Here is a 19,187-nt window from a genome sequence, read left to right as displayed (position 1 = left end):
GCGCTTTTAGTGCAGCGTCTGCATATAGGTGAACCATGTCAACTCAGGAAATCCATTCCCAGGCCAGCAACTTTCTGGGCTTCGTTAAAACAGGTGTTGATCCACGTACCGGGCAGTTCACGTTGGCAATGAGCCTGCCACTGGCACCCGCCAATCATCTGGCAGGCCCTTCCCTTACCCCGACATTGGCCTTCAGCCCACTGGGCTCGACACAAAACCGGGGGTTCGGTCTGGGTTGGTCGCTGAACCTGTCCGAGCTGAACCTCAATCCAGACGCCCCCATGTTGCGTTTGGTATCGGGGGAGCAATTTGCAGTGGACTGGGCAAACTCTGACCTGAACATCGGCGGGGAATTGGCGTTTCTCGACTACAAACTCCGCGCCATGCGGGTCATTCGGACCGCCGAAAACACCTTCAGAGTGGATCTGAAATCCGGAAACAGCGAAATACTCACCCGACAGGACAACGGCAACTATCTGCTCAGCGAAATGCGCAGCCCGGAAGGTCGTCGCCTGTTCATCGACTGGATGCCGTTCGGCGAGAGCCAGTGCATCGTCGACACTATTCGTGACGAAAACGGAACCTTGATGCAGGTCGTCAGTAAAAACGGCGAAGTGCACTTCATCAGCCACCCGGACAGTGACCATACCTGCACCGCCCTGCGCCTGATGCTGAGCAATGATCAGCTCAACGAGGTTTATCTGCCCGAAATCGACCGAGCATTCTCGTTCAGCTATCAGGCTCAACCGGTTGCCCCTGGTGCTGAGTTGCTGTTTCCCGTGGAGGTTTCCGGGCCCTTGGGAGCCGTGGATATCGTCCACTGGGCTACTGGAGAAAACGGGCATCAACTGCCGGAAGCCGCACCGTTTCGGCATTTGCCGCGCGTCGCGACCTGGACCCATTCTGCCGGAGGCGCAGGTGAACTGCATCGTGCCTATCAATGGATCGGCGATCATAACTTTCTCGGTTTCGGCAGCGATCAGGGCTTCGACTGGAAACACGGGCAGGACAACCTCTATCAGGTCGAGCGCGATTATGAGTATGAACTCATCGAAACCCAGCACGACAGCGACAATCAGCTGTTGGCGACCATTACCCGGACCTGGAACAGGTTTCACCTGCTGACTCTGGAAACTTCGCTGAAGGGAGACTGCGAAGTGCAGATCGAAACCCTCTATGGCATCGATCCCGCGCTGACATGGGAGCAGCAACCGGCCTGGTGTCAGTTGCCGCACAACACGATCACCACGTATATCGACCACGCCCACGACAATGCCCGCCGCAGTGAACAGACCGAGTACCGGTACGACGAGTACGGCAACGTCACGCACACCCGTTATGCGACCGGGGTACAGGAGCACAGCGAGTATTACCCGGCACAAGGTGCCGAGGGCTGCCCTGCCGATGCGCTGGGTATGGTCAGGTATTTGAAAAGTAAAACCATCGTTCCGGCTCCTGTCCACCAGAATACGGCGAACCAGGCCTCGGTCATCTCCATCGCGTACACTTACGAAGCGCTCGAGTCGCTGCTGGAAGACGGACTGTCGCAGTCGATCGTGGTCAGCGAACAAGCCCGTGACGTTACCCGCGACCGCTTGCTGGAAACCACTCGCCAGCACTACGTGTCCGCCCGCAACGCCTGCTATGGCAGCCTTGCCAGCTCGGTCAACACGCTCAATGGTCTGGATACCATCACTACGTACCGTTATGAAATCGACGGGGACCAACGGGTTACCTACGTGTCCGTTGAAGGCTTTGAAAAAAACGCGCAAAACCGCTCCGTCAGCAGCAGCTGCCAATCACTCATCACCGGCCTTACAACGCTGGAGCAAAGTGAATCAGGCGTACGTACCTGTTACGAATACGACCTGCTTGGCCGCATCAACCGAAAGATCGTCGCCCAGGGCAGCGACTTCGAGGCGGTCACCACCGCGGCCTACCACGTAGGCGACGCCGTGGCGCTTACTTTTCGTGCGGATGAAGCGATCAACCCCGTCATGGTCGAACAGACTGATGTCACCGGCCAACGCAAGCGCAATTGGCTCGATGGCGAAGGACGAGTGGTGTGCGTCGAACTGGACGACATCGACCAGGCCCCAGGGACGTTCCGCAAGATCGCGTACACTGTATACGACGCCTTGGGTCGCCCGGTTCTCCAGTCAGCCCAGGATTGGCTGCCCGGCAGCGAAACGCCGCTGAAGTCTACCACCGCCATTCGTTATGACGACTGGGGCAGTGTGTCATGCATCGAGACAGCCGACGGGGTCGTGGCACACACCCGGCACGACCCGGTCTCGCTGCGTACCGAGCAATGGCAACAGACTTCGCAACAACGAAGCCCGCGCAGTGTAACCCTGTGCAATATCGCCACGAGTCCTGTAGAGCAACAGCTGTATGACCAGAAAGACCATCTGGTCCGCACCACGGTGCTGATTCGCGACGGCCTGGACCGTGTGATCGAAGAGCGCGTCAAGGTGCATGGCCAAGCGGATATCGTCACCGGCTCACGCTTTGACGCCTATTCACGCGTCATCGAACGTCATTTGCCGGACGGCACGATCATCAATTGGACATTTGCCCCGCACAGCGATGGCCACCACCCCGAAACAGTTATCGTCACGCCCGCCACGGAGGCATCAGCATGACCACTTCCAGCACCACTCCAATGGTTATCGGACGCCAGTCGTTCGATGGACTGGGCCGTCAGCTCACCGTCGAAACGGGGGGACGTGTCACCCGGTTTCATTACCAGGCCGGACAGCTACCACCTGCTGCCAACACGTTGGCCGATGGTAAACGGCTCGCATTCATCTACGAACCTCAACTGGGTAACCAATTGCTCGGTACGCAGCTTGCTGGCCAGACACCCGATGAAATCAGCTATCACCCGCGTCTGGCTCAGCCGACCAGTGCCACAGGAGGGCTGGGGCGGCAGCAATGGAGCTACACCCCCAGCGGTCATCCCGAAAGCGATGTCTGGACAGTCGATGATCAGCAACACATTACCCACTGGCGGTATTCGCTCAATGGCCTGCTACTCGGTTTCGACGACGCCACAGGCAATACCCACGAACGCCATTACGATGGCGTAGGTCGATTGCAGCAATTGAACGTCGGGGCGCTTGAGACCGTCTTTGGCTACGACGACTTTTCACGCCCCGCCAGGGTCGTTACGCGTGATACCGACAATGGCAAACAACTGATCAAGACCTTTACCTACGACGTAATGGGGCGCGAACACACGCGAACCTTCAAGGTGATCGACAAGGACACTGCCCGCACAGTTACCCAAACCTTGGGCTACTGCTCTCTGGACCGGATGACATCGCGCTCATGGGATGACGGCCAAGAGCATGGCGAGGAAACTTTCGCCTACGATGATCGCGGGCGACTGATCCGCTATACCGCCGATCCAGCCGCGGCCCCTGCCGATCCATTCGGCAATCGTATCGTGGCGCAGGTATTTACCCTCAACGCGCTGGACGGCTACCAAAAGGTAGTCAGTCATTTCACCGATAGCAGCCAAGACGAGGCCGCATTCAGTTATGCCCCGACCGACCCGACCAGGGTAATAAAAGTCACGCACACTCACGCATCGTGGCCTGCGCGCATAGACCTGCGTTATGACGCCTGCGGTCGGGTTGTCGAGGACAGTCTGGGACGCCTTCTCGTCTGGGATGAGCAGGACCGGCTGGTCACGGTCAGCCGCGACGGCATCGCCTGCGAGTATGGCTATGATCCGTCGGGGCACCTCACCGACCGCCTTCTCGCTGGCGACCTGACGCGCAGTTTTTTCAGCGGCAACCAGATGACCCACGAGCAACGACAGGGCGAAACATGCGCTGTGATCAGTGACGGCCAGTCATTGTTTGCACTGACCCGACTCAGTGCCGCTGTCCGGGAAACCTTGCTACTGGGCACTGATGCTCAAGGCAGCGTGCGCGTAAAGGACGAAGAGCCTTTGCGAACCTATACGCCTCATGGTGCAGAACCCCGCCGTGATTCTCGCAACCCGTTCGGATTTGCCGGCGAACGCGTAGATGACTTCACCGGCTGGTATATCCCTGGGGACTATCGCCCATACGATCCGGTTCTCATGTGCTTCCTCAGCCCCGACAGTGCAAGTCCGTTCGGTCGCGGCGGCCTGAACCCTTATTCCTACTGCGGCGGCGATCCGGTAAACCGCATCGACCCGGACGGCCATAGCTGGGTGACCTACGCGCTGAGCGGCATAGGTATGGCCATTGGTGCAATGGCCACGATTTCCACACTCGGCGCTGCTGCGCCAGTCCTGGCCACGCTGTTTGCTGCCGGCGCTTCATCGCTCAGCGCAACAGGCGCCATGGCGATCGGTGCCGCCACACTGAGCGCCATTTCTCTGAGCACCGGCATCGCCTCCATGGTGCTGGAAGCTACGGGCCACGATCAGAAGGCCGCAAGCATTCTTGGATGGGTATCCTTGGGCACCGGCCTGGCCGGAATCGGACTGGAGATGACCCCGGCAATAATGGGCAAACTGGCAGCCAGAGCGGCCCGCTCATCCGGACGCGCTGGATCGACATTCGGAAGGTCGGTCGCGATCAAGCCGGCATACAGCTCAGGCAGGGCCGATATCTATTTTGAGAGAGCCGCAAGGGAACCCGATGTGGCCTTTATCAAGCGCATTTGGAACACCGACGATGCAGCATTCATGACCCATGGTGGTATTACCGGAAAACTCATGAACGCTGAGGGCGTGGGCGACTCGGCAAGGAACGTTGCCAGGGATCTGATTGCCCCTCAACTGGACGCAATCGGCTACCCGGCCAATCAGAAAATCGTCCTGCTTTCCTGCTGGGGGGCAGAAAACGGCGCCGCACAGACTGTCGCCAACGTGCTTAAGCGTCCTGTACAAGCCTACGCGGGCAAGGTCTATCCTGGAACAATTGCAACCATGCAAATCCCATTGAGTACATACAGAACGATGCAGGGCACGACTGCACCCTTGTCGAAAATATCAGCGTGGCAAAGGATATTCGCCAACAAGCGCGGGCCTTTTATCGACACACCCAAGTTCGAACTCGCAGTACCAAAAATGTTTTATCCCGTCTGAAGCAGCAGTCACCTGACAAGATAAAGACGTTACCAAGGGCGACGCGAATGGCATGAAAACCAGACGCTCGCCTTCACGGCCCTGACCAAGCATGGAAGCGATCGACGAATTCAAAGTCAACGTCATGCCGGTTACTGTCGCTGTCGACAGCAAGGGGCGAAATCGGTACACATCGCCCTCTGGCGGAAGAAGATCAGTGCCAGACTGGCGATGGAAGCCCGATAAACATGTCTCTAGCCACACTGCAAAGCCTGACATGCGCTTGTGATGCTGTGCGCTTAAAGCTGTAACACGATTACCACCCCATGAGGTGTTTTTCCTTTCGGCTGCCTTCTTGTGCGGCCACAACATCGGGCGCAAAAAACACTTGCACGTAAAGTATTACGGTATACCATCAGACAACAATAACTCATCACGCCCGTGCAGGCGCCAGGATTTAAGCGAGGTAAGTGTCATGAAGTTTTCGTTGTTCGTGCACATGGAACGCTGGGATGAAAGTGTCAGCCATCGTCAGCTTTTCGAAGACCTGACCGAGCTGACGCTGATGGCCGAGCAAGGTGGCTTCAGTACCGTGTGGATCGGCGAGCACCATGCGATGGAATACACCATCTCGCCAAGCCCTATGCCGCTGCTGGCCTATCTGGCCGCCAGAACCACTCGCATTCATCTGGGCGCGGGCACCATTATCGCGCCGTTCTGGCATCCCTTGCGGGTGGCGGGAGAATGCGCGTTGCTGGATGTGATCAGCAACGGGCGTATGGAAGTCGGCCTGGCACGCGGAGCCTATCAAGTGGAGTTCGACCGGATGGCGGGCGGCATGCCAGCCTCCGAAGGCGGCAAGGCGCTGCGTGAGATGGTGCCGGTAGTGCGTGCCTTGTGGCAGGGCGACTACGCCCACGATGGTGATATCTGGAAATTCCCCACTTCAACCTCGGTGCCCAAGCCGATCAACACTCCGCCAATGTGGATTGCAGCACGGGACCCTGATTCGCATAACTTCGCCGTGCAGAACGGCTGTAACGTGATGGTCACGCCATTGATGAAAGGCGATGAGGAAGTTGTCGACCTTAAGAACAAGTTCGAAGCGGCGCTGGTCAACAACCCGGACGTGCCCCGCCCGCAACTGATGGTGCTGCGCCACACGCATGTGCATGCGGCGGACGATCCTGAAGGCTGGAAGGTGGGCGCCACCGCTATCGCGAAGTTCTACCGCACTTTTGACGCGTGGTTTGGCAACAAACAGACGCCGGTCAACGGCTTTTTGGCCCCCAGCCCGGAAGAGAAGTTCAAGGAACGGCCGGAGTTCGAGCTGGAGAACATTCGCAAGAACACCATGATCGGTACTCCGGAGGAGATCATCCCGCGCATTCGCCACTACCAGGAGCTGGGTGTCGACGAGTTCAGCTTTTGGTGCGACAACAGCCTGCCGCACGCCGAGAAGAAAAAGTCGCTCGAACTGTTCATCAAGCAAGTGGTGCCGGTGTTTCGTTGAGTGTCGAGATTGTCTGAGGAGCACTGAAAATGCTGCTCAGAATTGATCTTGATCGTTCCCATGCTCCGCGTGGGAATGCAGTTCGTGACGCTCTGCGTCACACGGCGGTTCTGGGATGTCAGATGGATTGGGGTTCGGCTCAGGTCGGCTTTTCGCCCCTCGGCGAGTTACTTTGATGGGGCCAAAGTAACCAAAGCCCTTGGCTCCGTTTCCGGCCCGACTGCGTCGGGTTCCTTCGTCCTGTCACTGATCCGCGGGGCGCCGCAACGGGCCATCCATGGCCCGGTGCGGCTAGCCTGGCGTCCTGCCAGGCTACCCCCGGATCAGCGCCAGGACTCAGCCGTCACTTACGTCGCACTCTGCGTTGTCTGTGCCACCGGGGTTGAAAAGCACTTCGTTGGCAGTTACCACGATCAAGGCACGACCTTGTTTTGAATATCGTGCCGACGCTCCGCGTCGGCATGCAGTTCGTGACGCTCTGCGTCACACGGCGGTTTTGTGATGTCAGGGGATTAGGGTTCGGCTCAGGTCGGCTTTTCGCCCCTCGGCGAGTTACTTTGATGGGGCCAAAGTAACCAAAGCCCCTGGCTCCATTTCCGGCCCGACTGCGTCGGGTTCCTTCGTCCTGTCACTGATCCGCGGGTCGCCGCAACGGGCCATCCATGGCCCGGTGCGGCTAGCCTGGCGTCCTGCCAGGCTACCCCCGGATCAGCGCCAGGACTCAGCCGTCACTTACGTCGCACTCTGCGTTGTCTGTGCCACCGGGGTTGAAAAGCACTTCGTTGGCAGTTACCACGATCAAGGCACGACCTTGTTTTGAATATCGTGCCGACGCTCCGCGTCGGCATGCAGTTCGTGACGCTCTGCGTCACACGGCGGTTTTGTGATGTCAGGGGATTAGGGTTCGGCTCAGGTCGGCTTTTCGCCCCTCGGCGAGTTACTTTGATGGGGCCAAAGTAACCAAAGCCCCTGGCTCCATTTCCGGCCCGACTGCGTCGGGTTCCTTCGTCCTGTCACTGATCCGCGGGTCGCCGCAACGGGCCATCCATGGCCCGGTGCGGCTAGCCTGGCGTCCTGCCAGGCTACCCCCGGATCAGCGCCAGGACTCAGCCGTCACTTACGTCGCACTCTGCGTTGTCTGTGCCACCGGGGTTGAAAAGCACTGCGTTGACTATCGTCCCCACGCTCCCGCGTGGGGACGCAGTTCGTGACGCTCTGCGTCACACAGCGGTTCTGTGATGTCAGGTAGATTGGGGTTCGACTCAGGTCGGCTTTTCGCCCCTCGGCGAGTTAATTTGATGGGGCCAAAGTAACCAAATCCCCTGGCTTCGTTTCCGGCCCGAGTTCGTCGGGTCCCTTCGCCCTGACGCTGATCCGCGGGTCGCCGCACGGGCCATCCATGGCCCGGTGCGGCTAGCCTGGCGTCCTGCCAGGCTACCCACGAATCAGCGCCAGGACTCAGCCGTCACTTACGTCGCACTCGGCGTCGTCAGTGACATCGCGATTAAAAAGCGCTTGTAGCAACGCATGACATTGCGCTCCAGCACGGATGTGATGCCGAGCCTCAATGAATATATGGGCAGCCCTTTCAATGGTTGTAGGCGCGTTCGTTATGCTCGGCCAGGTCCAGGCCCATTTCTTCCACTGATTCATGCGCGCGCAAGCCGATCAGTGCCTGCACGGCCTTGAGAATGATCCAGCTGACTGCGAAGCAGTAGACCGTGGTGAACAGCACGCCTTTGATCTGGGCAATCACTTGGGTGCCCATGCCGACATCCGGCACCAGACCACCCAGTGAAGGCACGCAGAACACGCCGGTCAGCACTGCACCGATCATGCCGCCGATGCCGTGCAGGCCGAAGACGTCGAGGCTGTCGTCATAACCCAGACGCTTTTTCAGCACGGTCACGCTCAGGTAGCAGAACACTCCGCACAGCACGCCGATGGCCAGTGCCCCGCCGACTCCGACGTAGGCACACGCCGGGGTGATACCGACCAGACCCGCCAATGCGCCGCTTGCCAGACCCAGAGCGCTGGGTTTTCCGACCTTGAACCATTCGGTGAACATCCAGCCAAGTATCCCGGCGCATGCCCCCACTTGCGTATTGAGCATGACGATTCCGGAAGTACCGCTCAGGCCGCCACCAGAGCCAATATTGAAGCCGAACCAGCCGACCCAGAGCATTGCAGCACCCGCCATGGTCAGGCTCAGATTGTGCGCAGGCATCGGGGCATTCTGATAACCCTTGCGCTTGCCCAGCACCAGACATGCCGCCAATGCTGCAACACCCGCATTGATGTGCACGGCGGTACCACCGGCGAAATCCAGCACGCCCCAGTTATGCATCAGCGCCCCTGCGCCGCCCCAGACCATATGTGCGACAGGCGCGTACACCAGGGTGAACCACAGTGCCATGAACAGCAGCGCCGCAGAGAACTTCATGCGTTCGGCGAAGGCCCCGGCAATCAGCGCCGGCGTGATGATGGCGAAGGTCATCTGAAAGGTCACGAACACGCCTTCAGGGATGTCACCGACCAGGCTGTCAGGTGTCATGCCGGCCAGAAACGCACGGCTCAGTCCACCGACAAAGCTGTTGAAGCTCACCTGCCCTTCGACCATGTTGCTGGTGTCCACCACCATGCTGTAGCCGTAGATAACCCACAACACGCCCACGACCCCGGCAATGCCGAAACACTGGGTGAACAGCGAGAGCATGTTCTTTGCCCGTACCAGACCGCCGTAAAACAGTGCCAGCCCCGGCAGGCACATGAACAGCACCAGCACCGCCGCAGTAATCATCCACGCAGTGCTGCCGGTGTTCAGAACAGGCGTGTCAGCTGCCTGCACAATCGGAGCAAAGGCGCCGAGCGCGAATAACGCTTTAAGGGATTTGCCGAGTAGACGAGTGACCATGTTCAAAGCTCCCGCAAATGAATGGAAAGTGTCTGGCAGCAAAGAAGGTCATTCAGAAAGGCGAGGCTCTTCGGCCTCTTGAGGGTTCATCGTCGTGCACCCCGTAGGGATGTACTCAATTCTTGTTCCCACGCTCCGCGTGTTAATGCATTTCGTGACACTCTGCGTCACACAGCGGTTCTGTGATGTAACGTGGATGGGTGTTCGACTCAGGTCACCTTTTCGCCCCTCGGCGAGTTACTTTGATGAGGCCAAAGTAACCAAACCCCCTGGCTCCGTTTCCGGCCCGACTTCGTCGGGTTCCTTCGCCCTGACGCTGATCCGCGGGTCGCCGCAACGGGCCATCCATGGCCCGGTGCGGCTGACTCGGCGTCCTACCGAGTTACCCCCGGATCAGCGCCAGGACTCAGCCGTCACTAACGTCGCAATTTGCGTCGTCAGTGCCATTGCGTTCGAAAAGCACGGTATGGCGTCAGTAACCCGACCCTGAACCAGAACCCGGAATCCATGACGTGCCGGCCAAGGGCACACGGGCCATGGCTGCTGACTCGACAGTCAGTGCCACCAGATCTTCAGGGTCGAGATTGTGCAAGTGCGACTTGCCGCAGGCTCGGGCCATGGTCTGCGCTTCGAGGACCAGCACGCGCAGGTAGTTGGCCAGACGCCGTCCGCCCTCGACGGGGTCGAGACGTTTTGACAGTTCAGGGTCCTGAGTGGTGATGCCCGCCGGGTCGCGGCCGTTCTGCCAGTCGTCGTAGTAACCCGCTGCCGAGCCGATCTTTCTCAACTCTTCGTCGAGACGTGGATGGTTGTCACCCAGCGCTATCAGTGCAGCCGTACCGATCGCCACCGCATCAGCGCCCAATGCCATGGCCTTGGCGACGTCGGCACCGTTGCGGATCCCGCCGGAGACAATCAATTGCACCTTACGATGCATGCCCATCTCCTGCAACGCCTGCACCGCCTGCGGGATGGCGGGCAGAATCGGGATACCGACGTGTTCAATGAACACTTCCTGAGTGGCGGCAGTACCGCCCTGCATGCCGTCGAGCACGATCACGTCAGCACCGGCCTTCACCGCCAGCTTGACGTCGTAATACGGACGACTGGCACCAATCTTCACGTAGATCGGCTTTTCCCAGTCGGTGATCTCGCGAATCTCGGCAATCTTGATCGCAAGGTCGTCCGGCCCCGTCCAGTCCGGGTGACGGCATGCCGAACGCTGATCGACGCCGACCGGCAAGGTGCGCATGCCGGCCACACGCTCGGTCACTTTCATGCCCAGCAACATGCCGCCACCACCCGGTTTGGCCCCCTGCCCCAGGACGATTTCGATGGCATCGGCCTTGCGCAGATCGTCCGGGTTCATGCCGTAGCGCGATGGCAGGTACTGATAGACCAGATGCTGTGACTGACCGCGCTCTTCCGGGGTCATACCGCCGTCGCCGGTGGTCGTACTGGTGCCCGCGATGGTCGCGCCACGGCCCAGTGCTTCCTTGGCATTGGCCGACAACGCGCCGAAGCTCATGCCGGCAATGGTCACCGGGATTTTCAGGTAAAGAGGCTTTTTGGCAAAGCGATTGCCCAGTACCACGTCAGTGCCGCACTTCTCGCGATAACCTTCCAGTGGGTAGCGTGACACGCTGGCACCGAGCAGCAGCAGATCATCGAAGTGCGGCAGCTTGCGTTTGGTACCGCCGCCACGGATATCGTAGATCCCGGTTTCCGCAGCTCGCTGGATTTCCTGAATGGTCAGGCGATCGAAAGTGGCCGACTCGCGCAGAACCGGAGCAGGTTTATGGCTGATAGGGTCGCTCATGGTATTGCTCCTGGATCAGTACGCGGAGGCGTTATCGACTTTGAAGTTGTAAAGCTGACGGGCCGACCCGTAACGTTTGAAATCCGCAGCCTTCTCGTTGAAGCCCGCACGATTGAGCAACTCCTGCAGCTCCTGCAGATGTTCTTCACGCATCTCCTTGGCGATGCAGTCAGAACCCAGCGACTCGACCTTGCCTTTGACGTAGATCCGCGTTTCATACAGCGAGTCGCCCAGTGCATCGCCTGCGTCACCGCAGACCACCAGACGACCGGCCTGGCCCATGAAGCAGCTCATGTGGCCGATGCTGCCGCCGACCACGATGTCGATACCTTTCATGGAGATGCCACAACGCGCTCCGGCGTCGCCTTCAATCACCAGCAGACCGCCGTGCGCCGTCGCGCCGGCAGCCTGGGAGGCGCTGCCTTTGACGCGCACTGCGCCGGACATCATGTTTTCTGCGCAGCCAACGCCGACATTGCCGTGCACGGTGATCGAAGCTTTCTGATTCATGCCCGCACAGTAATAACCGGCATGCCCCTGAATATCGATGGAGATGGCTTCGTTGACGCCGACCGCCAGGTTATGCGCGCCGTCAGGATGGGTGACCAACCACTCACGGTCCTGCAGTTGCCTGACCTGATCGTGCAGGGCCTGGTTGAGATCGCGCACGGTGGCGCTGGAAAGATCGACGGTTTTCATGGGCGTGCTCCCTCGACTGACTCGCGTTCCCAGATGTACATGGTGGCCGGGGCCGGTTCCCAGACTTTGGCGTTTTCGATCCCCGGCAGGCTGGACAGCGCCTGATATTCCGAGGCCATGGCGACGTAATCGTCGGTTTCGGCAAGAATTGCCGGTTTGCAGGCAATCGGATCGCGAATCACCGCGAAGCCATTGCGGGTACCGATAGCGAAGGTGAAAAAGCCATCAAGGTCTTCAAGCGACTTGTCGAGCGCCTGTTCAAGGGTGTCGCCCTGCTGCAGACGCCAGGCCAGATAACCGGCGGCTACTTCGGTGTCGTTGTCGGTCTCGAAATGAATACCTTCGCGGCGCAGGTTCTGGCGCAGACGAAAATGATTGGACAGCGAACCGTTATGCACCAGGCACAGGTCGGAGCCCGTGGAAAACGGATGGCTGCCTTCCATGGTCACCGCGCTTTCGGTGGCCATACGGGTATGCCCGATAATGTGGCTGCCCTTCATGGACGCCAGGCCGAAACGCGCGGATATCTCTCTGGGCAGGCCCATGCCCTTGAGAATCTCGATACTCTGTCCGGCGCTCATGATACGGACGGTGGGTGCCAGCTCCGTCAGCACAGCACGCACCGGGCCTTCGTCTGCCTGAACTTTCAAGACCACAGCACTGGCGTTCTGAAACCAGTCAAGCGGCGCTTTCAACCGCCCCTGCAACGCAGTCATCAGCGCTTGAAAATCATACTGCTCAGTAGCGGCCTGCAAGGTCAGCTTGACCCAGCCCTGCACCACCTCATCACCGTAAATGGCAAAACCGGCGCTATCCGGCCCACGGTCCGTCATGGCTTCGAGCATCGGCTCGAACAATTTGCCGAGTTGCGACTCCAGCGCCGGGTTTTTCAGATACAAACCAACGATTCCGCACATAAGCCTCACCTTGTTCGGGAGCGGCAAGCTTTTAGATAAAGCTTCAAGCTAAAAGCCCACCGCATAGACAGAGAAATCAAATACGCCGCAATCCAGCTTCTTGTTGCAGCTTGAAGCCTGAAACATGCAGCTAGAAAAACTCGATATAGCGCTTCACTTCCCAATCGCTGACATGACGGCTGTATTCCACCCATTCCATGCGCTTGAGGCGGATGAATTCGCCAACGATCTCGTTGCCCAGCACCTCGGCGAACAACGGGTCGGCTTCCAGCGCGTCGCAGGCTTCCTTGAGCGACTGCGGCAGGGTCTCAATGCCCCGTGCGGCAATCTCTTCCAGGCTCAATGTGTAGAGGTTCTCGTTGCAGACGTGATCGATTTCCAATTGCCGGTCGATGCCATCCAGCCCTGCGGCAATGATCGCGGCGCTGACCAGGTACGGATTGCAACCGGCATCCGGCAGACGAAACTCCAGACGGCCATAAGGCACGCGCACCATCGCCGAACGGTTGTTGGCACCAAAGGCGATGAACGCCGGAGCCCAGGTTGCTCCGGACAGCGAATTACCGACCACCAGGCGCTTGTAGGAGTTGACCGTCGGGGCTGCGAAGGCACACAGCGCAGGGCCGTGAGCCAGCAAGCCTGCCGCGAAGTGATAAGCCATCTTCGACAGGCCCATGCCGCTCGGGTCACTGGCGTCGTGAAACAGGTTTTTATTGCTGGCGCTGGCAATCGACAGGTGAAAGTGCATGCCGTTGCCGGCGCGCTTTGGATCGGGCTTGGGCATGAACGAGCAGATCATGCCCATGTCATTGGCGATCTCCCCGGCTGCCATACGGAAAAAGGTAAAGCGGTCCGCCGATTCCATGGCCTCGCTGTAGGTGTAATTGATCTCGAACTGGCCGTTGGCGTCTTCATGGTCGATCTGATAAATGTCAAAGCCCACCGGCTGCAGCGCCTCGGTCAAGCGTTCGAGAAACTCACGCGAACGCGACAGTCCTTTGTAGTCATAGCAAGGCTTGTCGAGGTTATCGCTGGCATCGACCATCTGCAGGCTACCCGCGCCATCGCGTTTGAACAGGCTGAACTCGGGCTCCAGCCCGGTATTGAGGGTCCAGCCACGCTGGCTGAGGCGTTCGACCTGCTGCTGCAACACATAGCGGCTGTCATAGGGCCACGGTTTGCCATCCACATGACCGATGCACACCACACGCCCATACCCCGGCTGCCACGGCACCGGTGTCAGCGACGACAGCTCACCCCTGGCCATGAAGTCTGGCCCATGAGGCTCCATGCCCATGCCGCAGATCGCGAAACCGGCAAACCCGGCGCCGTCCTCTGCAACCATTTCCAGGCCTGTCACAGGAACCGATTTGGTCTTGGCCGAACCATGAATGTCCACGAACTGAGCCAGCACGTACTTGATACCGTGCTGTTCGATCAGACGCTGGGTTTCGGGTGGCAACATTGGGCGTGTCTCCTGGCATGAGCAAAACGTTTCAGGGAAGAGCCTTTAAGTGGATTGCCTGGCGAAACATATTCCGAACAGGAAATTTACTTTCCCATTAAGAATGCAAAGCGCTTGCCAAGCTGGTATGCCAGGAAACGAATACACACGCTTGGGGTAATTCAGCTGTTTATATGGGAAACTCGTTTTCTCACAGGGAATAATCAGCACCGGGCTGCTCAACGACAGCGTTGAAATGCACATTCCCAGTGCGAAATAAAAATTATTGAACGGAAACCGTGCAAAGCCGATGAATATGCCGACAGAACCGCATCCCAAATTGAAGCTTGAGCAATACCTGGGCATTCAGATCAAACGCCAGCGTCAGGCTCAGGAACTGAAGCTCGCCGACGTGGCGCGCATTGCCGGTATCAGTCAAGGCATGCTGAGCAAGATCGAGAATGCACAGGTGTCGACCAGCCTCGACAACCTCAGCCGTCTTTGCGACGTGCTGGGCATGCCAATGTCCAGACTGTTCAGCCAGTACGATCAGCAAGGCAGCGGTGCACTGCTGGTCAAAGCCGACGAAGGACTTGAGGTGGTAAGACGCGGTACCGAGAAAGGCCACACCTATCACTTGCTCAACCATACCCGGGGGCCGAAGAAGAGCTTCGAGGCCTACATGGTGACGATGGACGATGCCAGCGAGGAGTTCCCGACGTTCTCACACCCAGGCACCGAGTTTCTGCACCTGCTGGAAGGCGAACTGATCTACCGCCACGGCAACCAGTTGTACCCGATGCAGGCCGGGGACAGCCTGACATTCGACGGCGACATACCCCATGGTCCCGAGCAACTGGTGCAGGTGCCGATCAAGCTGCTGTCGATCATGAATTACGGAGCGCAAGGGGATTGAGCTCAGACCAACAGCGGCGTACCTTTTAGCGCGCCGCACTTGCGCTGGTTACAGGTATTTCAACCAACTGATATCCCGACGGCGAGCCTTGAGCGCAGCGAACCAGCGCACTGCGGGGAACAGCAGCACTGCCAGCACGATCGAGGTCAGCCAGACGCCCCACATGTTGTCGAAGCCGAAATACTTGCCTTGGTTGGTCCCCCAGATTGCCACGGCAATCAGGTATAGAATTTTCAGGACGTACAGGTGCAGCAGGTAGAAAAACATCGGTGCCGAACCCAGCACAACCAACGGCCGCAACCAGCTTTTCTCCTGACTGCGTTCGAAAGCGATGAGGATCAGCAGACCTGTCCCCAGCGTCAGGCTGATAAAAAGCAGCGATGGCGGGTATTTGGTGATGTTGAAGAAGCTCATGACCGTTTGTACATCGGTCTCGCCAACGCTCCACGGTTTTTCACCGTAGCCGTTGATCATGCGCAGGACCACAAAGCACGACAGCGCTCCCCCACCCCACATCCACAGGTTTGAACGTCGTTTCGCAGCGTCGTAACCACCGGCAAACCAAGGGCCTGCTGCATAGCCCAGCGCGATAATGCCGATCCACGGCAATAACGGGTAAGAGGTACGTAAACGCAGGTTATCGGACAGCTCGATCCAGCCCCGATCATGCAGGATTGCCCAAGGGATGTGCATGGCCGACTCGACGCCGAAGTGCAGTGAGTCCAACAGGTTATGCCCGGCAATGATCACCACGCCGATGACCACCAGCGCCCAGCGCGGAAGAAACACCATCAGCGACAGCGCAACCATGCTCAGGCCGATAGCCCAGATCACTTGCAGGTAGATGATGGTCGGCGGGAACTGGAAGGTCCAGGCGAAGCTCACCAGAGTGAACTCCAGCGCAATCAGGAACAGCCCGCGCTTGAGCAGAAACGCTGAAACGTCGGTTTTGCCCTGGTATTTTTCGCCGTACAAGTACGCTGAAAGCCCGGTCAGCAGAACGAACAGGGGCGCGCACAAATGCGCCAGCGTTCGGCTGAAAAACAGCTCGGGCTCAGTGCTTGCAACGTCCATCGGATCGAGGACCTGACGGTGCAGGAAGAAGGTTTCCCGCACATGGTCCAGCAGCATGAAAAGAATGATCAGCCCGCGCAGAGCATCGATCGAGCGCAGCCGTGATGCTGGCGCGCGGGTTGAGTGAACAGCTGTTGTCATGAAAAATCCAGATCCGTGGCCGGAAGTGCAGTGGGTCGAGGTTGCTCTGTGTCAGAACTCGTTCTGAAGTGCCTTGTAGCCACGCACCAGGTCAATATTGGTGTGTGCCACATCTTCGGAAAACTCCGAAGCCGAAATGCTCACCGGCGGGAATTGCGAAAGATCGGTGCCAGGCCCGATCCGGGTCGTGGACGGCACGTAAAAGTTCTCTGGCAGATCGCGACCATCGACCACCGAATTGTGCCTGACCACGCTGCCATTACCGACCTGGCAATTGAACAGCACACTATTGAAGCCGATGAACACGCGATCTCCGACCATGCAAGGTCCGTGCACGATGGAGCGGTGGGCGATCGAAGTGAACTCGCCAATGGTAACCGCTGCGCCCGATTTTGAGTGAATCACCACACCGTCCTGAATGTTCGAATTGGCGCCGATGACGATCGGTTCCATGTCTCCGGTGGCGTCGACTTCGTCGGCACGGATCACGGCGTATGGGCCGACAAAGACATTGTCCTTGATGATCACCTTGCCGCAGATGATCGCGGTTTTATCGATGTAGGCAGACTCGGCGATGACTGGCAAATGGCCGGAAGGATTTTTACGGATCACGGTATGAAGCCTCAGGACAGGTAGTTGGAAGTCTGCGCGGCTGCATCATGCGGATGCAGGCTTTCGAAGTGACGCACGCTGACGCTGGAGGCTGCATAACGGCCTTCTAGCGCTTGCTGGACCTTGCGTGCTGCGTCTTCGACGTACATCAGGTTTTGCCCGTTGAGCCGGGCGAATGCTTGCTCGTCAGCACGTTTGACGGCGGTTTGTACCGGTGTGCCCAATGCCTGCTCGGCGGTATCGATGAGCCTCATCAAGCCCAGCTCGGACGCCTGCTCCGCCACACGCACCTGGACCGTCGCAACGCTGCGCTGGCTGTGCGGCGTAGCGAACGAGGCGTTCTCGCGCAGCCAGGTCGCAACCTGCATCGGATCGACAAAGGACTGCCTGCCAAAGCGTTCAGTAAATGCTCCCTCCAGCAGCTGTCGAGACAATGCAGCCGAGCACGGGCAGGTAGACGAGTAGGTAATCTCGGCTGAAACGTCGAGGCACAGACGACCGGCGTGCCAAGTGGCGTCAAGTTTCACAGGGTAGGATTTCCAGCCGCTGAGCCCCTCGGTAACCAACGCCGGACGACGGCACAGCAGATTGAAGCTCAACGTGAGTCGGGCGCGGCTGGAATGACAATCAACGTGACTCTCGACCATCGCCTCCATCAAGGCAGACAGTGTATCGGGGCTTAGTATCTGGTGCTCGGCGTACCTGTCGAGCAGCCGGTAGAGCCGCGACATATGGATGCCTTTGACGCTCGGGTCGGCCAGATCGACTTGCAGATCGACATAGGCATGGACAGGGTAGCGAACGCCCGCTTCGGCCAGCCGGACCGGTACTTCGACGCCCTGCATGCCGACCCAGTCTAGTGAAACCAGGGCCGAGGAAACTTCCGTCAGGGCAACGTCTGGGAGGGGGTTGTTCATGTGTGTCGGTCATCTCGTTGGCGAGCTTCGCCGTATGGGCGAAGGCTGATATTGGCGGTTCACGGCTACAGCGTGCAGCCATAAATTAGTTACACTATAACATCATGCCTGTCAGCGTCATCAACCAGACGTTAGTCAACCGCATAGAGCAGCATCAACACTGCCTGCGTTTCAGGTCTTTGCCAGTTCCTCGATCAGAAAATCCCGAAAAGCCGCGACCGCAGCGGGCAGATTGCGCCCGGCCATGCTTTGCAGCTCGATACGACGCGCCTTCATGCCGTCGTCGCTGATAGGCAGCGACTTGAGCTGTTTTTCATGTGCGCGCTTGTCCAGCGTCATCTCGCTGGACAGGCTGATCCCGCCCTCCTCACGGACAAAACGCAGCAGCGCACCGATGTAATTGCTGGTCAGCACAGGATCGAACAACAGGCCCTGTACTCCGCAGCAGATATCAAACAGCTGGCGCAAGGTCGTGTCGGTATTGGTCAGAGCGATGGCATAAGGTTGCAGCTCAGCCAGGGAGACCTCCGTGCGTGAGGCCAATGGATGGTTATGACTGACCACCGCGCAGATTGCACCGCTGTGAATGTGCTCGACCTTGATCTCGTTCTGCGGCGTCAGGCTGAAGGTCAGGCACAGGTCCGCATCACCGGACCGCACCCGCTCGGTGGCCTGGGCCGGCGCGCAGACTTCCATCGAGAAATGGATGCCCTGATACAGCCGCCGGAACCGTGCAATGCACTGTGGCAGGAAGTCCAGGGCAAAACCCTCCGAGCAGGCAACCCGAACGTGACCGCGCTGCAAACCTTGCAGCTCGGTGATTTCCAGCACGACCTGCTCGGCCTCCAGCTGTGACTTTCGCGCGTAGGCTGCCAGACGAATGCCCGCCTCGCTGAGCATCATGCCGCGAGCCTCTCGCTCGAAAAGCAGCGCATCCAGCTCCCGCTCCAGCTTGCTGATTTGCCGACTGACCGCCGATGACGCCACATTGAGTCGGATCGACGCCTCACTGATCGACCCGCAACGTGCCACTTCGAGGAAGTAGCGCAAGGCGGTGGACTGTACGCCGTAGAGTTGCATCGCGTCTCCTGCGTTGCCTTTTCAGCAATGAAAGGTTCGAAATATTGTGCTTGTGGCATTGATACGCTTT

General features: G+C 58.7%; 14 protein-coding genes. 5 read left to right on the top strand and 9 right to left on the bottom strand.

Going from position 1 to position 19,187, the window contains the following annotated elements:
* The first annotated feature begins 35 nt into the window (after positions 1 to 35).
* The 4 genes from MME58_RS11945 to MME58_RS11935 all read left to right on the top strand — a co-directional run bounded on the left by MME58_RS11945 (position 36) and on the right by MME58_RS11935 (position 6,584).
* Positions 36 to 2,645 (top strand): hypothetical protein, encoded by a 2,610-nt coding sequence (locus MME58_RS11945; protein ID WP_055006591.1) that lies wholly within the window; start codon positions 36 to 38, stop codon positions 2,643 to 2,645.
* Positions 2,642 to 5,092, top strand: coding sequence for an RHS repeat-associated core domain-containing protein (locus MME58_RS11940; RefSeq protein ID WP_055006592.1), 2,451 nt, complete (start codon positions 2,642 to 2,644; stop codon positions 5,090 to 5,092). Before MME58_RS11945 ends, MME58_RS11940 begins: the two co-directional genes overlap by 4 nt.
* Before the next feature lie 91 nt (positions 5,093 to 5,183).
* Positions 5,184 to 5,360, top strand: a complete 177-nt coding sequence (locus tag MME58_RS27810) for a fumarate hydratase C-terminal domain-containing protein (protein WP_122239248.1) — start codon at positions 5,184 to 5,186, stop codon at positions 5,358 to 5,360.
* A 186-nt stretch (positions 5,361 to 5,546) separates the two neighbouring features.
* Complete coding sequence (locus MME58_RS11935; protein ID WP_054988047.1) at positions 5,547 to 6,584, top strand: LLM class flavin-dependent oxidoreductase; 1,038 nt, start codon at positions 5,547 to 5,549, stop codon at positions 6,582 to 6,584.
* Between the two features lie 1,588 nt (positions 6,585 to 8,172).
* Here MME58_RS11935 and MME58_RS11930 read toward each other — a convergent pair.
* The 5 genes from MME58_RS11930 to glnT all read right to left on the bottom strand — a co-directional run bounded on the left by MME58_RS11930 (position 8,173) and on the right by glnT (position 14,398).
* The gene (locus tag MME58_RS11930) at positions 8,173 to 9,498 is read right to left on the bottom strand and encodes an ammonium transporter (protein ID WP_054987613.1); all 1,326 of its coding nucleotides are present in this window, start codon (positions 9,496 to 9,498) and stop codon (positions 8,173 to 8,175) included.
* A 472-nt stretch (positions 9,499 to 9,970) separates the two neighbouring features.
* On the bottom strand, positions 9,971 to 11,317 hold the full coding sequence (locus MME58_RS11925; protein ID WP_054985321.1) for an FMN-binding glutamate synthase family protein: 1,347 nt from the start codon (positions 11,315 to 11,317) through the stop codon (positions 9,971 to 9,973).
* 15 nt (positions 11,318 to 11,332) lie between these two features.
* On the bottom strand, positions 11,333 to 12,016 hold the full coding sequence (locus MME58_RS11920; RefSeq protein WP_054985322.1) for a GltB/FmdC/FwdC-like GXGXG domain-containing protein: 684 nt from the start codon (positions 12,014 to 12,016) through the stop codon (positions 11,333 to 11,335).
* Positions 12,013 to 12,933 (bottom strand): class II glutamine amidotransferase, encoded by a 921-nt coding sequence (locus tag MME58_RS11915; protein WP_054985323.1) that lies wholly within the window; start codon positions 12,931 to 12,933, stop codon positions 12,013 to 12,015. The genes MME58_RS11920 and MME58_RS11915 overlap by 4 nt, the downstream gene beginning before the upstream one ends.
* 130 nt (positions 12,934 to 13,063) lie before the next feature.
* Positions 13,064 to 14,398 (bottom strand): type III glutamate--ammonia ligase, encoded by a 1,335-nt coding sequence (glnT, locus tag MME58_RS11910; protein WP_054985324.1) that lies wholly within the window; start codon positions 14,396 to 14,398, stop codon positions 13,064 to 13,066.
* A gap of 289 nt (positions 14,399 to 14,687) precedes the next feature.
* Between glnT and MME58_RS11905 the strand changes: the two genes are divergently transcribed.
* Positions 14,688 to 15,293, top strand: a complete 606-nt coding sequence (locus MME58_RS11905) for a helix-turn-helix domain-containing protein (RefSeq protein WP_055005880.1) — start codon at positions 14,688 to 14,690, stop codon at positions 15,291 to 15,293.
* 48 nt (positions 15,294 to 15,341) lie between these two features.
* Here the strand turns inward: MME58_RS11905 and MME58_RS11900 are convergent, their stop codons facing one another.
* The 4 genes from MME58_RS11900 to MME58_RS11885 all read right to left on the bottom strand — a co-directional run bounded on the left by MME58_RS11900 (position 15,342) and on the right by MME58_RS11885 (position 19,117).
* On the bottom strand, positions 15,342 to 16,508 hold the full coding sequence (locus MME58_RS11900; protein ID WP_055005881.1) for an acetyltransferase domain-containing protein: 1,167 nt from the start codon (positions 16,506 to 16,508) through the stop codon (positions 15,342 to 15,344).
* A gap of 51 nt (positions 16,509 to 16,559) precedes the next feature.
* A complete protein-coding gene (locus MME58_RS11895) occupies positions 16,560 to 17,120 on the bottom strand; it encodes a gamma carbonic anhydrase family protein (RefSeq protein WP_055005882.1) in 561 nt (186 codons plus the stop codon).
* Between the two features lie 11 nt (positions 17,121 to 17,131).
* Positions 17,132 to 18,037 (bottom strand): GTP cyclohydrolase FolE2, encoded by a 906-nt coding sequence (gene folE2 / locus MME58_RS11890; RefSeq protein WP_055005883.1) that lies wholly within the window; start codon positions 18,035 to 18,037, stop codon positions 17,132 to 17,134.
* Positions 18,038 to 18,208: 171 nt separating this feature from the next.
* Positions 18,209 to 19,117, bottom strand: a complete 909-nt coding sequence (locus MME58_RS11885; RefSeq protein WP_055005884.1) for a LysR substrate-binding domain-containing protein — start codon at positions 19,115 to 19,117, stop codon at positions 18,209 to 18,211.
* Positions 19,118 to 19,187 lie beyond the last annotated feature (70 nt).

Source organism: Pseudomonas syringae pv. tagetis, assembly GCF_022557255.1.
Taxonomy (GTDB): Bacteria; Pseudomonadota; Gammaproteobacteria; order Pseudomonadales; family Pseudomonadaceae; genus Aquipseudomonas; species Aquipseudomonas caricapapayae.
The sequence above is the reverse complement of the archived record's forward strand: the minus strand, read 5'-3'. Positions and strand labels throughout refer to the sequence as shown.

Bases quoted from the DNA above. Each gene is read 5' to 3' on its own strand.
- MME58_RS11945 (WP_055006591.1), top strand. From the start codon at position 36: ATGTCAACTCAGGAAATCCATTCCCAGGCCAGCAACTTTCTGGGCTTC.
- MME58_RS11940 (WP_055006592.1), top strand. From the start codon at position 2,642: ATGACCACTTCCAGCACCACTCCAATGGTTATCGGACGCCAGTCGTTC.
- MME58_RS27810 (WP_122239248.1), top strand. From the start codon at position 5,184: ATGGAAGCGATCGACGAATTCAAAGTCAACGTCATGCCGGTTACTGTC.
- MME58_RS11935 (WP_054988047.1), top strand. From the start codon at position 5,547: ATGAAGTTTTCGTTGTTCGTGCACATGGAACGCTGGGATGAAAGTGTC.
- MME58_RS11930 (WP_054987613.1), bottom strand. From the start codon at position 9,498: ATGGTCACTCGTCTACTCGGCAAATCCCTTAAAGCGTTATTCGCGCTC.
- MME58_RS11925 (WP_054985321.1), bottom strand. From the start codon at position 11,317: ATGAGCGACCCTATCAGCCATAAACCTGCTCCGGTTCTGCGCGAGTCG.
- MME58_RS11920 (WP_054985322.1), bottom strand. From the start codon at position 12,016: ATGAAAACCGTCGATCTTTCCAGCGCCACCGTGCGCGATCTCAACCAG.
- MME58_RS11915 (WP_054985323.1), bottom strand. From the start codon at position 12,933: ATGTGCGGAATCGTTGGTTTGTATCTGAAAAACCCGGCGCTGGAGTCG.
- glnT (WP_054985324.1), bottom strand. From the start codon at position 14,398: ATGTTGCCACCCGAAACCCAGCGTCTGATCGAACAGCACGGTATCAAG.
- MME58_RS11905 (WP_055005880.1), top strand. From the start codon at position 14,688: ATGAATATGCCGACAGAACCGCATCCCAAATTGAAGCTTGAGCAATAC.
- MME58_RS11900 (WP_055005881.1), bottom strand. From the start codon at position 16,508: ATGACAACAGCTGTTCACTCAACCCGCGCGCCAGCATCACGGCTGCGC.
- folE2 (WP_055005883.1), bottom strand. From the start codon at position 18,037: ATGAACAACCCCCTCCCAGACGTTGCCCTGACGGAAGTTTCCTCGGCC.
- MME58_RS11885 (WP_055005884.1), bottom strand. From the start codon at position 19,117: ATGCAACTCTACGGCGTACAGTCCACCGCCTTGCGCTACTTCCTCGAA.